15 protein-coding genes are annotated in these 18541 nt (G+C 45.4%); 13 read left to right on the top strand and 2 right to left on the bottom strand.

What is annotated here, in order from left to right; genetic code table 11:
- Positions 1–5 precede the first annotated feature (5 nt).
- From feoB to AC59JO_RS28005, 9 genes are all read left to right on the top strand, one after another.
- Positions 6–2120 (top strand): ferrous iron transport protein B, encoded by a 2115-nt coding sequence (gene feoB / locus AC59JO_RS28045; protein WP_497309623.1) that lies wholly within the window; start codon positions 6–8, stop codon positions 2118–2120.
- 159 nt (positions 2121–2279) lie between these two features.
- Positions 2280–2909 carry a SprT-like domain-containing protein gene (locus tag AC59JO_RS28040; protein WP_497309621.1) on the top strand — a complete coding sequence of 210 codons (630 nt, stop codon included), beginning with the start codon at positions 2280–2282 and terminating at the stop codon, positions 2907–2909.
- 402 nt (positions 2910–3311) lie between these two features.
- Positions 3312–3950 (top strand): MBL fold metallo-hydrolase, encoded by a 639-nt coding sequence (locus AC59JO_RS28035; protein ID WP_497309619.1) that lies wholly within the window; start codon positions 3312–3314, stop codon positions 3948–3950.
- A gap of 64 nt (positions 3951–4014) precedes the next feature.
- Positions 4015–5241 carry an FtsX-like permease family protein gene (locus tag AC59JO_RS28030; protein WP_497309617.1) on the top strand — a complete coding sequence of 409 codons (1227 nt, stop codon included), beginning with the start codon at positions 4015–4017 and terminating at the stop codon, positions 5239–5241.
- A gap of 15 nt (positions 5242–5256) precedes the next feature.
- Positions 5257–5622 carry a hypothetical protein gene (locus AC59JO_RS28025; RefSeq protein ID WP_497309615.1) on the top strand — a complete coding sequence of 122 codons (366 nt, stop codon included), beginning with the start codon at positions 5257–5259 and terminating at the stop codon, positions 5620–5622.
- A gap of 100 nt (positions 5623–5722) precedes the next feature.
- Positions 5723–6100, top strand: a complete 378-nt coding sequence (rbfA, locus tag AC59JO_RS28020) for a 30S ribosome-binding factor RbfA (protein ID WP_090532309.1) — start codon at positions 5723–5725, stop codon at positions 6098–6100.
- Positions 6101–6110: 10 nt separating this feature from the next.
- Positions 6111–6812: a peptidoglycan DD-metalloendopeptidase family protein gene (locus tag AC59JO_RS28015; protein WP_413670418.1), complete on the top strand. Its 702-nt coding sequence runs from the start codon at positions 6111–6113 to the stop codon at positions 6810–6812.
- 250 nt (positions 6813–7062) lie between these two features.
- Positions 7063–7737: a TonB family protein gene (locus AC59JO_RS28010; protein ID WP_497309612.1), complete on the top strand. Its 675-nt coding sequence runs from the start codon at positions 7063–7065 to the stop codon at positions 7735–7737.
- A 543-nt stretch (positions 7738–8280) separates the two neighbouring features.
- Positions 8281–8763, top strand: coding sequence for a hypothetical protein (locus tag AC59JO_RS28005; RefSeq protein ID WP_497309610.1), 483 nt, complete (start codon positions 8281–8283; stop codon positions 8761–8763).
- A gap of 9 nt (positions 8764–8772) precedes the next feature.
- Here the strand turns inward: AC59JO_RS28005 and AC59JO_RS28000 are convergent, their stop codons facing one another.
- Complete coding sequence (locus AC59JO_RS28000) at positions 8773–9639, bottom strand: SGNH/GDSL hydrolase family protein (protein WP_497309608.1); 867 nt, start codon at positions 9637–9639, stop codon at positions 8773–8775.
- 332 nt (positions 9640–9971) lie between these two features.
- Here AC59JO_RS28000 and AC59JO_RS27995 point away from each other — a divergent pair, with 332 nt between their 5' ends.
- The 4 genes from AC59JO_RS27995 (at position 9972) to AC59JO_RS27980 (ending at position 17447) form a co-directional block, all read left to right on the top strand.
- Positions 9972–12290: a PSD1 and planctomycete cytochrome C domain-containing protein gene (locus AC59JO_RS27995; protein WP_497309606.1), complete on the top strand. Its 2319-nt coding sequence runs from the start codon at positions 9972–9974 to the stop codon at positions 12288–12290.
- Positions 12291–12294: 4 nt separating this feature from the next.
- Complete coding sequence (locus AC59JO_RS27990; RefSeq protein WP_091167486.1) at positions 12295–13752, top strand: DUF1501 domain-containing protein; 1458 nt, start codon at positions 12295–12297, stop codon at positions 13750–13752.
- Positions 13753–14240: 488 nt separating this feature from the next.
- Positions 14241–15266 (top strand): NHL repeat-containing protein, encoded by a 1026-nt coding sequence (locus tag AC59JO_RS27985; protein WP_497309604.1) that lies wholly within the window; start codon positions 14241–14243, stop codon positions 15264–15266.
- 24 nt (positions 15267–15290) lie between these two features.
- Complete coding sequence (locus tag AC59JO_RS27980) at positions 15291–17447, top strand: c-type cytochrome domain-containing protein (RefSeq protein WP_497309602.1); 2157 nt, start codon at positions 15291–15293, stop codon at positions 17445–17447.
- 390 nt (positions 17448–17837) lie between these two features.
- Here AC59JO_RS27980 and AC59JO_RS27975 read toward each other — a convergent pair whose 3' ends face one another.
- Entirely contained in the window at positions 17838–18398 is a 561-nt protein-coding gene (locus AC59JO_RS27975) for an RNA polymerase sigma-70 factor (RefSeq protein WP_497309600.1), read from the bottom strand.
- Positions 18399–18541 lie beyond the last annotated feature (143 nt).

Raw genomic sequence — 18541 nt, 5'->3', positions numbered from 1 at the left:
AAGCATTGAAAACCAATATAAGAGTTGCACTTGTAGGAAATCCAAATACCGGTAAATCAACTCTCTTTAATATATTAACCGGGCTAAATCAAAAAATCGGAAACTTTCCGGGGGTTACTGTTGATAAAAAAACAGGCTTTTGTGCCCTGCCCGATGGCCGCACGGCCGAAATAATTGACCTTCCGGGCACTTATAGCATCTACCCAAAAAGTAAAGACGAATCTATTGTATTTTCGGTACTGGCCGATAAATCAAAAGGCATGGTGCCTGATCTGGTTGTGGTGATTCTTGATGCATCCAACTTAAAACGCAACCTGCTGCTCTACACCCAAATTGCCGACCTAAAGATCCCCGTGGTGGTTGCGCTCAACATGATAGATGTGTCGGAAAAAGCGGGTATCAAAATCAATATCGATCTCTTCGCCAAAAAGCTGGGCGTGCCGGTGATGCCTATCTCCGCCAGGAAAAATACGGGTATTGATAAGCTTAAAAGCACCATTGCCTTTGCCAACAGCGTACCGCTGCAGCAGGATACCATTGATATTGAAAGCATAGCCCCGGGCATCATAGCCCGGATAAAAGAGGAAATGCAGGTTGAAAATCCGTATGTGGCCCTGCAACTCGCCCATCAGCACGAAACGCTCAGTTATCTTTCATCAACCGAAAGCGACCGTATTGAGCAGTTAGAACAGGAATATTCCTTCCATTCGCAAAAAGTACAGGCTACAGAAACTGTTGCCCGCTACAACTTTATCAACGACCTGCTTTACGATACCGTTACCAAGCCCGAAATGGCACATGACGAAACCGTAAGCAACAAGATAGATAAGATCCTTACCCACAAAGTATTTGGCTTCGTGATCTTCTTCGCTATTTTGCTGTTCATATTCCAGGCTATTTTTTCGTGGTCGGCATACCCGATGTCGCTCATCGAAGATTTGTTTATCTGGTTACAGGCCGGGGCTGCAAAGGTGTTGCCTGCAGGTCCGCTAAGCAGTTTGATCATTGATGGTGTACTCGCCGGCTTGAGCGGGGTGTTGGTATTTATACCTCAGATAGCTATTCTTTTTGCGCTCATCTCCATCCTGGAAGATACAGGCTACATGTCGCGCGTTACCTTTATGATGGATAAGGTGATGCGTAAAGTAGGGCTCAACGGTAAATCGGTAGTGCCGCTTATAGGCGGTTTTGCATGCGCAGTGCCGTCTATCATGAGTACCCGCACTATCGAAAACTGGAAAGACAGGATGATCACCATTATGGTAACACCACTGGTAGCCTGCTCGGCCCGTTTACCCGTTTATACTTTATTGATTGCATTGGTTGTTCCTAACCGAAACGTGTGGTGGGTCTTTAACTTGCAAGGCCTCGCGCTTACGGCCATGTATGTGCTTAGCATTTTTTCGGCCATTATTGTGGCATTTGTGATGAAGTTTATCCTCAAAGCCCGCGAACGTGGTTACTTTATCATGGAGCTACCCGTTTACCGAATGCCAAGGTGGAAGAACGTGATATTTACCATGTATGACCGTTCAAAAACCTTTGTGTTGCAAGCCGGCAAGGTGATTATTGCGGTATCGGTAATATTATGGGTATTGAAATCATATGGCCCCGGCGACAGGTTTGCACAAATAGATAAGCAGTACGCCCAGCCGCAATACACCAAAACCATGACACCGGATAGCCTGACCAAAGTTATCGCTTCCGAAAAACTGGAAAACTCTTATGCCGGCGTATTCGGTCATGTTATTGAGCCCGTTATTAAACCGCTTGGCTTCGACTGGAAGATAGGCATAGCGCTCATCAGCTCCTTCGCTGCCCGCGAAGTATTTGTGGGCACCATGGCCACCATTTACAGCGTGGAGGGCGATGCCGACAAGCTGCAATCGGTACAGGAAAAAATGCATGAAGCTAAAAATCCAGAAACCGGCCAGCCGGTGTTTACCCTTGCGGTGGCTTTCTCGCTCATGATGTTTTATGCCTTCGCCATGCAATGCGCCAGTACAGTAGCGGTTGTTTACCGCGAAACCAAAGACTGGCGATGGCCTGCTGCCCAGTTTGCTTATATGACTATGCTGGCGTATACGGCATCATTTATTGTATATCACTGGCTGAAGTAGCTTTTGGTTCATGGATCATAGTTGATGGTTCATGGTAAAAGCTTTTTGGTATCCCCACTTAATTTTTTGCTTAAGTCATAGAACAATAACAAAAAAGCTATGAACCATGATCTATGAACTATGCGCCACAAAAACCTTATATTTGTATTGAGGTAAAAATTGGATAAAGTAAAAGTTTTAGAGAAATATTTACCGGCAGAAGCAGCCCCGCTTATTGCCCGGTGGATCGACTACTTCAAATGCGAATTTAAAATTTCGCGCAACCGCAACAGCAAATTTGGAGATTATCGTTCGCCCTACGGCGGCAAAGGCCACCGGATCTCGGTTAATTATGATCTTAACCCCTATGCTTTTTTGGTAACCACAGTACATGAGTTTGCGCACCTGCATACCTGGAACGAGCATAAACAAAAAGCCAAACCTCACGGCACAGAGTGGAAAAACAATTTCAAAAAAATGATGCAGCCATTTTTTGAAAAAGAAATTTTTCCGGATGATGTTAAAAAGGCTATCGTAAACTATCTGGATAATCCGGCAGCCTCAAGCTGCTCTGATCTGAACTTATACCGCTCATTACGCAAGTATGATCCGCCAAAAGCATCGGAAGCAATTTTGACGGTGGAAAAGATCCCCCTTAAGGCATTATTCAAGCTGAAGGATGGCCGGGTATTCCGCAAGGATGAAAAACTGCGTAAGCGGTTTAAATGTACCGAGGTGGCTACCCGGAGGATCTACTTGTTTAGCCCGGTGGCTGAGGTGGAATTGATTGAGGGTGCTACGGCAGCGTAGTTAGCTTTATTGGAGCATAAACAAAAAACGTCATTGCGAGGAACGAAGCAATCGCGAACTATACAGGGCGGGAATGCTTATTGGGGGGATTGCCACGCTACGCTTATAATGACGTGATTGTATGTTATTGATTATTAAGTGTGTTTTTTTATCAGTTTGGTGAATATGGGCGTTGCCTGCGGCCCGTGCTATCCGCTCATACTGCACAGCCATTATCCGTTGGCTAACGGACGGTATCCGCTACTATCACTAACGCGGCCCCCGCACAGTATCGCTGGAATATATTTTTTACGTCATCACGATTTTTTCAGGATTTCCCTGATGGTTCCTCGCAATGACGCTCGTTTAATCTTCAATTCTCGATCCCCAACACCCAATCAATTTATTCCGTACTTTTACCGCATGGCAAAAGTTATATCATTTGTAAATAACCCTTACCAGGAAAACACTTATATTTTGTACGATGAAACCGGCGAATGCGCGATCATTGACCCCGGTATGTATACCGCGCCCGAGCAAAACACGGTTGTTAGCTTTATCAAAAACAATAACCTGAAGCCTGTTATGCTGCTTAACACTCATTGCCATATCGATCATGTGCTGGGCAATAAATTTGTGTTTGATCAATACGGCCTTAAGCCCCGTTTCCACATAGGTGAGTCGGAAGTATTGGCTGCAGTTGTAGCCTACGCGCCATCTATGGGTTTCCGTTATGATGTGTCGCCGATGCCCGATGAATTTTTGCCCGAAACAGGTACCATCCATTTTGGCAACACCACCCTGCATTTGATCTTTGCGCCGGGACATTCGCCTGCACATTTGTGTTTTTATGATAAAGAGGCAAAAATCCTGATAGGGGGAGATGTACTGTTCAGAAATAGTATCGGTCGTACGGATTTACCGGGTGGTAACTTTACCCAGCTGATCGATAATATCAAAACCAAACTGTTTACCCTGCCCGATGATGTTACCGTTTATCCCGGCCACGGCCCCGAAACAACCATCGGTTACGAAAAACAAAACAATCCGTTTTTAACTTAGTTAAAGCCTTAGCAACGTTTTATCAAAGCATAAATAAAACCTGAACGCATAACCCCCAACACAATTGAACACGTCCATTTACATAGCAAAGCGTTACCTGTTTTCGGGTAAAAAAATGCATGCTATCAATATCATTTCGGGCATTTCTATGCTGGGGGTGCTTATTGGCAGCGCGGCTTTACTAATCATATTGTCGGTGTTCAATGGCTTTGAAAAGGTTATCCTGTCGTTATACAGCAATTTTACGCCCGAAATAAAGATAGAAGCCAAACTGGGCAAAACTTTTAATCCCAACACACCTTACTTTGCTTCCCTGCATAAAGATGCCCGTGTGTTTTCTTTTACCGAGGTACTTCAGGAAAAAGCCCTAATCAAATATGGCGACAATCCCTTTTTAGGCACGGTAATGGGTGTGAGCGATGATTTTTTGAAAAACAGCCAGCTTGATAGTACTATAGCCATAGGCTCGTTCACGCTTAAAAGCGGCGATCAAAATTTTGCGGTGATTGGCTCTACAATACAACGCACTTTGGGCATTAACGTACATGATCAGCTTTCGCCAATACAGGTTTTTTCGCCGCGGCGCGATGCGGAAAACTCGGCCAACCCCTTAAACGAATTTGTTGTTCGTAGTATCAATCCGTCGGGGGTGTTTGCCATACAGCAGGAGTTTGATGATATAACTGTAACCCCAATTGAGTTTGCCCGCGATCTGCTTGATCAGCCGGTGAACGTATCTTCACTGCAGCTCAATTTTAAACGCGGCACCAATATCGATGCCGTACAAAATGACATTCAGGATAAAATAGGAAAGGATTTTACTGTGAAAAACCGCAAGGAACAAAACAGTGAGCTTTACAAAACGCTCAATTACGAAAGTTGGGCGGTTTATATGATCCTTACCTTTGTGCTTATTATTGCAATATTTAATATCATTGGCTCGTTAACCATGCTGGTTATCGACAAACGTAAGGATATAGCCATTTTAAGCGGATTGGGTGCCAACAAAAACATGATTCAGGGGATCTTCTTTTTTGAGGGAATGATGATCACTGCCGTTGGCTGTATTATCGGTATGGTGCTCGGCACCATTTTTTGCCTGCTGCAGCAACATTACGGCTGGATAAAAATGGGGGCTAAAATGACGGTACTGGATGCTTACCCTATCGATCTTAAATTTAAGGATTTTGGCCTGGTGCTGTTAACTGTTGGAGGTATTTCGGTAATTGCGGCCGGCATCAGTGCCCGTTTAAGTATTAAAGGATTGGATGAAATCAAACAGGATTTGTAAATTTGTTAAATGGGTATGAGGTATATCAAAATTTTTATTTTACTGCTTGTTGTTACTGCTGTTTATGCATGTAATAATGATACCCATAAAAAGGATGAGGTGACGCTTTACAAAGGCTTGTATAGTGCGGGCCCCGAAATAAAATCATTTAAAGATTGCGATAGCGGCCAGGAGTTTTGGGCGGTAGATAGTTCGGCCCAGCTTGAGTTGCAGTACTCGCAGCTCAACTTCGAAAAACCTTACGAGCCCGTTTATGTAGAGGTTGAAGGCATCAAATCAAAATCGGGCAAGGCGGGGATGGGGTCGGAATATGACAGCACCCTTGTTGTAAAAAAAGTAGTAAAAATAACCAAAGAGATCCCGCAGGACGTATGTAATTAACACCCTGCCGTGATTGTTAATAAAAGCCTAAAACAATAACTTAGGCTTTTGCATTAAGCATTAAATACTCATCTGCCTTATCGGCGTTAACTAATAACCAATGGAATCAAAACGTCAGCAAAAATTTGCCGGAGTAATACAGGAAGACCTTGCAGCCATTTTTCAGCGCGAGGGCATGAATTATTTACCTAATACCCTGGTAACCATAACCAAGGTACGCGTAACACCCGATTTGGCCATAGCCCGTATATTTTTAAGCTTTTTAGGCAATCCTAACGTGCAAACCGCTTTGCATACCATCAAATCGCACGCTTCAGAGATCAGGTATAAATTGGGCGCGCGCATTAAAGACCAGGTAAGGATCATCCCGCAACTGGAGTTTTTTGTTGACGATACCAGCGAATACGTTGAACGCATGGACAAGATCTTCGATAAGATCAGCAAAGAAGAGCGCCAACCGGATACCGAAGAAAACTAACAGCTTTTTAATGGACCGGCACACGCTGATTGCTGATTACATCAACAATCACCCTGAAGCTATTGGCAAAGTGGTTGATTTTGATGCAGATCATGACCGCCTTTATCATTTTGACCTTACTGCCGCCAACAAAGAGCTGACGGCAGAGGTTATTAACAAACCCTGGCTGTTTAGTCAGCTGGTTAGCGATAAACTGCATGATAATAATTGCCGTTACGGTATTGGCGGCTATATGGAGCACCGCACCATCTATGCCTTCAGCAGCCATTTTGATACTGATGACGAGCCCCGCCGCTTACACCTGGGTGTTGATATCTGGAGCGATGCCGGAACGCCTGTATACGCTCCGCTCGATGGCATTGTACACAGCTTCCAGGATAACAACAACATTGGCGACTACGGCCCGACGATTGTTTTACAGCATGACCTTGATGGGCTACCCCTTTACAGCCTGTACGGGCATTTAAGCCGTAAAAGCCTGGAGGGCTTATCAGCCGGCATGCCGGTTTCTAAGAACCAGCAAATAGCAACTTTTGGCAATGCCGATGAAAACGGCCAATGGCCGCCGCACCTGCATTTCCAGCTGATGTTTGATATGGAAGGCAGGCAAGGCGACTATCCCGGCGTAAGTAAGTTTTCTGAAAAAGAAACCTGGCAAAAGAATATCCCCGATCCGGGATTGATATTGAAATTTCCGGATGCGGTGAATTAGTTGCTCTAAGCCGTTATTGGACAATTTTATAATTCCCTCCCTTGGGAGGGGTGAGGTGGGGATGTGCATTGGCAGGGAGGGGTTTATGCGTCATTAAAGCAGATAAGTCTGCAGGCGAAACCCCTCCCTACACCCTCCCAGGGGAGGGAATCGCACAATCCCACACTTTTAATTTCTTCCGAACGCCTATAGGATGTCCCCCAATAAAATTCCCAAACATAATCCCCAATTTATTATCGATATTTATACTATGCTTAAAGCGTTGTACATCCATATCGCATTGATCATTATCACGACAGGACATTCATTTGCCCAGCAGCCTGCATTTAAAGGTGGCACACAAGCGTTAAATGATTTCCTGAAGGCTAAGATCATCTATCCTGAATACTCGCGGCAAAACTGTATTTCGGGCATCATCAATGTTTCGTTTATGATAGCTAAAGATGGCACTGTACACGATGCCAAAGCGCAGGATGGCCCTGGCATTGACCTTGACGACGAGGCGTTGCGGGTTATTAAACTTACCTCGGGCCAATGGACGGTCCCGGCAGGGTATAACCTTAAAACCAACATTGTTCAGCCTATCCGCTTTGATCCTGATCCGGCGCGTTGCGGCCCTGCCAATATCCGCGATATGCAAAGCGCCATAGCCAGTTACAAAGCCCAGCAGGAACTGGAGAATGCAGTTACCAACTATTACAGCAACAAATACCAAGGCAAGGCTGATACCACCAAAGAGGCCATCATCATCAACCTCAAAAAACAACTTGGCTATGATGACGATTTTATAAACGATGTACTAAGCCAGGCCAGTGAAAAATTTAAGCAGGGCGATAAAGAAGGCGCCTGCCGCGATTGGACTTTTATCCGCAACATAGGTAGTGATAAAGCCGATAATTTTATCAGGAAATATTGTGCCCCCTAACCCCCTAAAGGGGGAATAATTTAACTCGTTTGCAATGAACGCGAGTTTTTTAAGCATGGGTTGTGCGATTCCCCTCTTGAGAGGGGCGGAGGGGTGTGTTCTGCTTCAATCCAATCGCATAACACACCCCTGCTACCGCTCTTTCCCACCGCGCGCCCTCTTGAGAGCAGGGCTGTTGCGTTCTTAATCAATGTGCTTTAAAAATCGCACGGTAGGGCGTCCACGCTCGCGTAACAACATCAAAAAGGTAAGCGTGGACGCTTACCGGAGCCATAATTCAAGCGAAAGACGCTTGAACTTGCGACTAAACATTAGAATGCAACAGCCCTGCTCTCAAGAGGGGAATTTAGCGCCTTTTAACCTTGCGCTCGTTTGCAACGAGCGCTTAATATGGATTGGCGATTGCATCGCCTTTGCGTTACAAACGCAAACCCAGGTTACATGCTCCTTGCAAACGAGCGCGAGTCAAAAATGCAATTTCTTTGCGTCTTAACACCTTTGCGAGACACTCACAACCCATAAATTCCTTACCTTGCCACAGTTATGAAAACCGAACCTGAACTTCGCAAAAAAATAAAAACCTGGGTAATTGTATTTATCATAGGGCTGGTATTAAGTGGTGTAACCGCATTTCCTATTGAAACCGAATTGGCCTGGCTTGCCGACCACACGTCTGTATTTCCGGGCTTTATGCAGGAATGGATAACCAATGTTTATCACGCCGTAAAAATTACCAATCAAAACTATCCTTACCTGGCCTACGGAACCGACTGGCTGGCTTTCGGTCACCTGGTTATCGCAATGGCATTTGTTGGCCCGCTGAAAGACCCGGTTAAAAACATTTGGATAATTGAGTTTGGTATGATTGCTTGTGTAATGGTATTTCCGCTGGCCTTTATAGCTGGGCCCATCCGCGGCATCCCTGTTTATTGGAGACTTATTGATTGCTGCTTCGGCATTTTCGGGATCATGCCGCTATATATCGTTTACCGGGATATCAAAAAGCTGGAAAAGATAGCTGCTTAACCCTAATGTTCAAGCCCTTTTAGTTTTCTTTGCGCGTTCCGTTTCAACCATATTGGTATTAGGTTGCTGCTTTTCGGTTGCCTTTTCTTTATTAAGATTATACTTATTGAGAATATACTCTGCGATTAAACGTCCCAGCTTTTGCTTTCCCAAGGTTGAAAGGTGGCCGGAATTACGGTACAATATTTTATGCTTTTGGTAATCGTCACACACAAGGTTAAAAGGTACTACAATAGCCGAATCTTTCAGACGTGTATCTTTCAGCATTTCATTGGCCTGTTTACGGTATTCATCAAGGCTATGGGTGCTGCCATTATCAATAAGCAATGACGCAAGTTCATTACGCATCTTTTTTAAAATACCAAGGCTGTCGGTCTCTTCTTTAAAACCAAACTCAGGCATGGTCACAAAAACGGGCTCGATATGGCTTCGGGCCAGATCGCTGATAATAAGCGAACAATAGTAAGCGTAAAACCTGGCCCCCATCGCGCCCTCGGCATCGCTGGTACCGGCCAAAATAATGCAGTAATCCAGGTTATGGTGTAATATATTGTAACTGGAGTAAGGTTGGCCCGGGTCGGCGTACAAATTATCGTAGATCTGTTTGGTTTTTGCTTCGGGCTGACCGAACGACGTAACCTCGGCCCTGATGCCATGTTTCAAAAACTCATTTTTAATAATCGTATCAATGGTCATACCCATAGCCCAGCTATCCCCAATAATACCAATTCTCAGAACTTCATCCTTATATCTTTTTTCTGGCACAAGGATATGCCGCTCTTTCAGCGCATAACGCTGATGAAAATAAAAACCCAAACCGGTTGCACCTATCAAAATCAATAGCAGTGCAAGCTTTAATTTTAATTTAAGTTTCATATAGATTTCGGTTTGGTTGATTTTTTCTGCCTGTTAGTTATCTAAAGTAAAGCAAACCGCCATGCTCATTAAAACTTCTACGAATATTTCAACTAAAGGTTAAGTTTTTTTGAACATCCCGATACTATTCTTCTTTAAGGATTTTTGTCGGTAAAAAGCCTGTGAAATCCCAATTCAAAACCAACATGTTAAAACATTTGTACAAAATGTATGAACATATGATTTTTCATGCTATATTGCCCCCGCTAAATCAATTTGGAGCACAAATATGTATTTGCAAATTGTAATGTAAATTATCTAACTTTAATCTCTGTTTAACCAATTATAAACCCATGTTACGGAAGTTGTATTATGTGTGGCTTACACTTGCCATCTGCATGTTGTACACGTTTTATTCCTGCCATTCATCTGGTGGGGCGGCCGACGAACAGGTGCCCGATACCATCAGTTACAACTTTAATATCCGGCCTATACTTTCAGACAAATGTTTTAAATGTCATGGCCCCGATGCCTCCCATCGCGAAGCAGACTTACGACTGGATATTGCCGAAAGCGCCTATAAAGCCTTAAAGGATAATCCGTCGTCACATGCCCTTGTTCCCGGCGAACCGATGCAATCTGAGGTTTATCGACGCATCTCCACTAAAGATACTACCGAACAAATGCCCCCGGCATCCTCAAACCTGAAAAGGTTATCGCCTTATGAGGTTGAGCTCATTCACAAATGGATAAAACAGGGTGCCAAATATGAAAAACACTGGGCTTTCGTTGCCCCGCGAAATTACCCTGTTCCGCAGGTTAAAAACACGGCATGGCCTAAAAACGCTATCGATAATTTTGTGCTGCAAAAAATGGAGCAGGCAAACCTGGAGCCCAATCCCGAAGCCGATAAAGAACGCCTGTTAAAACGCATTTCGCTCGATTTGACCGGTCTGCCGCCATCCATAGCATTAATGGACGAGTTTTCGGCCGATAAAAGCGCCAACGCCTACGAAAAAATGGTAGATAAGCTGATGGCAACCCCTCAATACGGCGAAAAAATGGCGCTGCACTGGCTGGATGTTGCCCGCTATGCAGATTCGCACGGTTATCAGGATGATAACTACCGCACGCAGTGGCCATGGCGCGACTGGGTAATCCACGCCTATAATGAAAACCTGCCATACGATAAATTTATCACCTGGCAACTCGCCGGCGATCAATTGCCCAATGCCACCAAAGAACAACTACTGGCCACGGGCTTTAACCGTAACCATAAAATAACAGAAGAGGGCGGCGTAATTGACGAGGAGTACCGGGTAAGTTACGTAACCGACCGTACCAATACCTTCGGCAAGGCTATGTTAGGTGTTACATTGGAATGTGCCCATTGCCATGATCATAAATACGATCCTTTTTCGCAGAAGGAATACTACCAGGTTTATGCCTTTTTTAACAATGTGAAGGAAGTAGGGCTTCAATCAACCGTTGGCGGGCCCGAAACCTATGCCAAAAACCCTATGATGCAGATCAGCAATGAGGATGTTAAAAAGATTTTAACGTTTGTAAACAAGCGCGATACCGACAAGCTCATCGTATCTATCATGACCGATAGTGACAAGGTGCGGCCTACTTATATCCTAAAACGCGGCAATTATGATGCTCATGGCGATGAAGTGCAGGCCGGTACACCAAAATCGATATTACCATTCACTAATAACTATCCTAAAAATCGTTTAGGTTTGGCCGAATGGCTGTTCAACAAAAACAACCCGCTCACCGCGCGCGTATTTGTAAACCAGATGTGGCAGGAGTTTTTTGGCAAGGGCATCGTAAAAAGCTCCGGCGATTTCGGTATGCAGGGCGATCTGCCATCGCACCCCGAACTGCTGGATTGGCTTGCCGTCGATTTTCGTGATCATGGTTGGAACATTAAACGGCTGGTGAAGCAGATAGTAATGACCGCTACGTACAGACAATCTGCCGCAGTAACACCCGAAAAACTAAAAGAAGATCCTGATAATACCTTATTAGCCCGCGGGCCGCGCGGACGTTTACCTGCAGAGTTTGTACGTGACCTGGTACTGGCCAGCAGCGGATTGCTTAACCCAACCATCGGCGGTCCAAGTGTTAACCCTTACCAGCCGCCGGGCCTTTGGGAAAATGCGACATCAGGACGAGGTATTTTAGCCAATTATAAACAGGTGCACGGCCCTAATTTATACCGCAGGGGCATGTATACACTGATCAAACGCACGGTTCCACCGGCATCGCTAGGCATTTTTGACGCCAGCAACCGTGACCAGTGCGAGGTAAAACGCCTGCGCACCAATACGCCATTGCAGGCCTTAGTAATGCTCAACGACCCGACCGTATTGGAAAGTGCAAGGGTTTTGGCAGCAAAACTATTACAGGATAAAAGCACATCGACAGAAAAGATCACCAAAGCATTCCGGCTGATCCTGTGCCGGCATCCGCAGCAAAAAGAACTGGCTATTTTAACTTCATACTATGCTGATGAGTTAAAAAGCATGAAAAAGGCCGATGCCGAAAAACTGCTAACTGTAGGTGAATACCCGGTACCCACCAATTTGGATAAAGTAACACTGGCAGCCATGATGAAAGTGGTTGATACCATGTATAATTTGGAAGAAGCAATAACAAAAACCTGAGCACATGGAAAAAGATTTTTTAGAAAACAGGCTTAACATCAACCGGCGCAGGTTTCTTTCAAGGCTCAGCTTGGGCATTGGCAGCGTAGCGTTGGGTTCACTGCTCATTCCCGATCTTTTTAGTGGCAAGGGCGATGAGGCCGAGGCGGATTTTATTCCCGGCATACCTAACTTTGCGCCTAAAGCCAAACGGGTGATCTACCTGTTTCAGGATGGGGCACCCTCACAACTGGAATCGTTTGACTACAAACCCAAGCTGCGTGAAATGATGGGGCAGGAGCTCCCGGCATCTGTCCGCGGCAACCAGATCCTTACCGGCATGACGGCCAAACAGGCCTCCTTCCCGCTGGTGGGTTCATTTTATGATTTTAAGCAATATGGCGAGTCGCGCGCCTGGATCAGCGACATGTTCCCGCACATTGGCAAAATAGCCGATGATATCTGCATTATTAAATCGCTCAACACCGATGCCATTAACCACGATCCGGCACTCACTTTTTTCCAAACCGGGGCACAGCAGGGCAACCGCCCAAGCATGGGTTCGTGGGTAAGCTATGGCCTCGGAAGCGAGAACAAGAACCTGCCTGCCTTTACCGTATTGCTCTCTAAAGGTAAAGGAAACGGACAGGGTGTTTATTCCAAACTATGGAGCAATGGTTTCCTGGATTCCATTCACCAGGGCGTACAGTTCAGCAGCGGAGAAGACCCGATCCTGTACTTAAATGATCCCGAAGGCTTGAACCGCCACGAGCGCCGCAAGATGCTGGATAAACTGGCCGAGCTTAACGACATGAACTACAAAGAGTTTGGCGACCCGGAAATAAACACCAAAGTGCAGCAGTATGAAATGGCTTACCGCATGCAAACCGCCGTACCCGAAATTATGGACGTAAGCAAAGAGTCGGACGATATTGTGAAAATGTACGGGCCGGAATGCCTTATTCCCGGTACGTATGCGGCCAACTGTTTGTTGGCCCGCAAGCTTTCAGAAAACGGGGTGCGTTTTGTACAGCTCTATCACCAGGGCTGGGACCAGCACAGCAACCTGCCCCAGGAAATGGCCGGGCAAGCCAAAGATGTCGACCAGGCATCGGCAGCATTGGTTACCGACCTCAAACAACGCGGCCTGCTGGATGAAACGCTGGTGATCTGGGGTGGGGAGTTCGGTCGCACCAATTACAGCCAGGGTAAATTGGAAAAAGCCAATTACGGCCGCGATCATCATCCGCGCTGTTTCAGTATCTGGATGGCCGGCGGCGGCATCAAACCCGGCATAGTTTACGGCGAAACCGATGAATTTGGCTATAACATTGTAAAAGATCCGGTACATGTGCATGATTTTCATGCAACCATTTTAAATCAATTAGGCATCGACCATAAAAAACTAACTTATAAAAGTCAGGGCCGCAGGTACAGGTTAACGGATGTTGCCGGCAATGTGGTGAAGGGGATAATAGCGTAAGCCCCACCCAAACCCTCCCCTAAAGGGAGATGGCTTAAAAAAATAAAACTCTCGTCATTGCGAGGAACCACCAGGGACATCCCGGAAGAGATCATAATGACGTGTATATACAGCGGCTTGCGTGGGGGGCCGCGTTAGGGATAGCAGCGGAAAGCCCACAGCGCGCGTAGGACTGTGTGCGGGCAAAGCGAGGACTTGCAGTGGATAGCCCGGGCCGCAGGCAACGCACAAATTATTAAATTAATGAAAAGCATATTTGACAATCAATAACTTACAATCAAGTCATTATTAAGACACGAAGCAGCCCCCAAGAGAAAGAGCGGCTAAATAGATCCGCCCTGTAAAGTTCGCGATTGCTTCGCGCCTCGCAATGACATGATAGACAAGGAATCAAGAAAAATCCGTGTAATCGGTGAAATCACCCAGCAATCGGTGCAATCAAAAGAAATAATATCAGCGAAATCAACGCAATCATAAAAATCAACGGTATGGAAAGAAGAGAATTTATCAAGCACACTTCAGTTTTATCAGCAGGCTTTTTTATAGCTAAAGACATGTTAGCCAAAGACGACGGACCAATTTATGGCCATGGCAATATGCACTATCGCATGGATAAAAACTGGAGCAAGGCCGATTCGCAGAAAAACCCGGTGAACGATTGCCACGAGATGGTGCAGGACTCGAAAGGCCGCATTTTACTGCTCACAAATGAGACTAAAAACAATGTGCTCATCTATAATAAATCGGGCAAGCTGCTAAGCACCTGGGGACATGAATTCCCTGGCGCACATGGCCTAACCCTGTTTAATGAAAACGGTACAGAAGTATTGTTCATAACCGATACTGTAAAACACCAGGTGTACAAAACCACATTGGATGGCCGCATTTTAATGACCATTGATGTGCCGCTGGAAACCGGCGTTTACAAAAAAGCTGAAGAGTTTGTGCCAACCGAAACTACCATCGACAGCAATGGTGATATTTTTATTGCTGATGGTTACGGTGCCCAATATGTCACCCATTATGATAAGGATGGCAAACTGAAAGGTTTCTTCGGCGGCAAGGGCGAGGGTGATGAGCACCTGGATAATGCCCATGGCATCGTGATTGACAGGCGTTACAGTACACCAACATTATTAGTTACCGACCGTACCCGCAATTGTTTTAAACGTTTCAGCATGGATGGCAAATTGCAGGAGGTGATCAAGCTGCCCGGCGCATGTGTTTGCCGCCCGGTAATAAAAGGCGATCATTTGTATGCCGCCGTACTTCGCTCTCCAGATTTAAGCAAAGAAAACACCGGCTTCACCACCATATTGGATAAGAACAATAAAGTAGTATCAAACCTCGGTGGCACCGAGCCTGTATACACCGATGGCGTACTGCAACCTATGGCCCAGGCCGAAAAGATTTTCCTGAACCCGCATGATGTGTGTGTGGATAACGATGAGAATTTGTACGTAGCGCAATGGGCATCGGGCAAAGTATATCCTTATAAATTCACAAGGGTTTAATTAATAACTCACAGCCCGGCGTATATGAAAAGCAGCCACAAAGGTTTTGCGGAAGGGACATTATTTGCCCTTAATATTTTTATTTTAGTGCTGTTGATAGCTGGCAACAGCCTGGTTGTGCCCCGCTGGCTGCAACCTGTTGGCCGTATGCACCCGCTCATCCTGCATTTCCCCATCGTGATACTGATGCTGGCCATGGTGATGGAATTTTTTCGTTACCGGGAGGAATTTGTTAACGAAAAGCTGTATCAAACTTTCACAAGCTACCTGCTGCTGCTGGGTGCTTTGCTCTCGTCAATAACGGTGATCATGGGCTTGTTCCTGTCGAGGGAACCAGGTTATGAAGGCGATACTTTACAATGGCACAAATGGTTTGGCGTAAGTGTGGCCTTTGCCGGTTACGGAGTATATCTCATCCGCCATACTTCAAAATATACCGTAAGACTGGCTAAGGCCGGAGCCATAATAACCGTTTTCTGTCTAATTATTGCCGGGCATCTTGGCGGCAACCTTACACACGGACAGGATTTTGTTTTGGGCCCGGTGATGGATCAAAGCAAAAATGCTTTGCCGATAGACCAGGCGCTGGTCTATAATGATGTGATCCGGCCTATATTTGAGGTAAAATGCCAGAGCTGTCACAATGCCGATAAAATGAAGGGCGGATTGATGCTTACTGATTCGGCAGCAATAATGAAAGGCGGCAAAAACGGCAAGCTATTCGTAGCCGGTGACCCGGCCATGAGCCTGTTGCTGCAACGCGTACACTTGCCCGAAACCGAAAAGAAGCACATGCCCCCAACCGGTAAAACCCAGCTTACCGATGATGAAAAAATGCTACTTTACCTGTGGATAAAAAGCAAAGCCGGTTTCAACAAAAAAGTGACAGACCTGCCTGCCAACGATTCATTGCGGATGATAGCCGCCACCCATCTAAAACCAGCAGAAAGTGCGGAAGAGGTTTATGATTTTTCGGCTGCTAATGAAAAGGATATCCAAAAGCTAAATAATAATTACCGTGCGGTGTATCCGCTGGCTAATGAGTCGCCGGCGCTCGCGGTTAATATCTACAATAAAAGCACCTATAATGTTAAGGTACTTGACGAATTAAGCGCTATCAGGAAACAAGTCGTTTCATTGGATCTGAACAAGATGCCTGTAAAGGATGCCGACCTAAAAACCATTGCCAAATTTGAAAACCTGCGCAGGCTAAACCTCAACTTCAGCGATGTTACCGGGAAAGGATTAAAAGAATTAGCAGGTTTAAAATATCTCAAAAGCGTTTCACTGGCGGGGGTTAAGCTCAACGTAGCCGATTTAAAACAACTCATCGGTATAAAAAGCCTCAATGAACTTGCGGTTTGGGGCAGTGGCCTGAACCCTGCCGATCTGCAATCACTTCAAAAACAAAACCCGAAGCTTAACCTGTTAACCGGCTTTAAGGATGATGGTAAAGTAATGAAGCTTACCAGTCCGCAGTTAAAGAACACTTCGGTTATATTTAATCAGAGCTATGCCTTGCAACTTAGCAATCCTATCAAAGGGGCTGATATCCGATATACCACCGATGGTTCGGCCCCCGACAGCATCAAAGCAACTTCGTTTAAACCGGGTATTGTATTTACCCAAAGCACTGTGATTAAAGCAAGGGCATTTAAAGCCGGCTGGCTGGGCAGCGATACCGTACAGTTTAATGTTTACAAATGCGCCTACACGCCCGACAGCATCAGCTTTATTACATATCCGGATAATAAATACAAAGGCGACGGTGCAAAAACAATCATCGATAAAGAATTAGGTGGCGGCAATTTCGGTAACGGCAAATGGATCGCATCACAAAAAGATCTGTCGGTTATCATGTGGTTCAATAAACCAATTGATCTGCATTCGGTTAGCCTTAATGTGATGCGCAATATAGGCTCGCAAATCTTTTTACCCGCCGGGGTTGAGATTTGGGGAGGGGCTGATCAAAATCATCTGAAGCTGCTAAGCACCGTCAAAACAGGCACACCAAACCAGGCCGATCCGTTTGCACTGATGCCGCTGGAATGTAAGTTAAGATCTGCACAACAGGTGTCCTGTATAAAATTGGTTGCCCAGCCGCTTAAAAGTGTCCCGGCATGGCATCCGGCCAAAGGCAAACCGGGTTGGGTGTTTTTGGATGAGGTGTTTTTGAATTAAGTGATTACTGGTTGAAGTTTAGCGATAGCTTTCTTCTTTTATGTCATTGCGAGGCACGAAGCAATCGCACGGAAGCATGGCGGTCCTGTATAGCATGCGATTGCCACGTCGCCCCTTGGCTTACTCCCAGTCCCGCTCCTCGCAATGACATGGTTTTATAAAATCGCAACTTACACTTATTGAAACATCTTGCGCTCATCTGTGATTAGTGCTTAACATGGGCTTACGTTTGTAACGTTAGCGCCGGGAAATGGCGTTACAAACGCCAAACCATGTTAAGCACTCGTTAAAAACGAGCGCAAGTCAAGCGGCTATGCAGTTCTCTCTGTACTATTCGCGGTTGCTTCGTTCCTCGCAATGACGCGTAAGGGGGGGACGTTAACCACTACTCTAAAAAAACATATACGTCACGTGCTTCAACACCTGGCGTAATTTTTCAAGGGCGATGCTCATCTGGCGCTCCACGGTTTTGGGGGAGATATTTAACTGCACGGCAATTTCGCGATATTTCATATCGCTGAAACGGCTTAGTACAAAAATCTCGCGGCATTTTTCCGGGAGGGTGGCAATGGCTGCTTCTATCTGCAGGGCAAGTTCCTTTTCTTCAAGACCATTTTCAAGCGTATTACGCAGCTCATCAAACAAGTTGTTTTTTTCGAGGTAATTAACGTAAAGGTTTTCTATTTTCTGGCGCTTGAGGTAATTGAGGCTCCGGTTCTGCACCATTTTAAAAAGATAGGAACTTACCGACGCACAAAAGTTAACTTCATGCCCGCGCTCCCACAGGTGGGTAAACACATCAGCTGTAATTTCTTCGGCAATGGTTAAATCATTTACAAATCGGTTGGAAAACAAAGTTAAACGGGTATAGTATAGCCTGAACAGGGTTTCGAACGCTTTCGCATCACCCTGTATAAATGAGGTTATAGGTAGTTTGTTTTCCTGGATCATTAATCCTGCCTTTAATTAATCCGAATACTTTTTAAAAAACTTTAACAAGTTACAAAATTTTTAGCTCCGTATCAAATTTAATATGGAAATAATAAAAAGCTAACCCCAAACATTCTGTAAAAAAAAGGTTACGCGTAATATGA

The sequence above is a fragment of the Mucilaginibacter sp. A5337 genome, from assembly GCF_059690695.1.
Note: the sequence above shows the minus strand (reverse complement) of the source record. Positions and strands in the feature narration are given on the sequence as shown.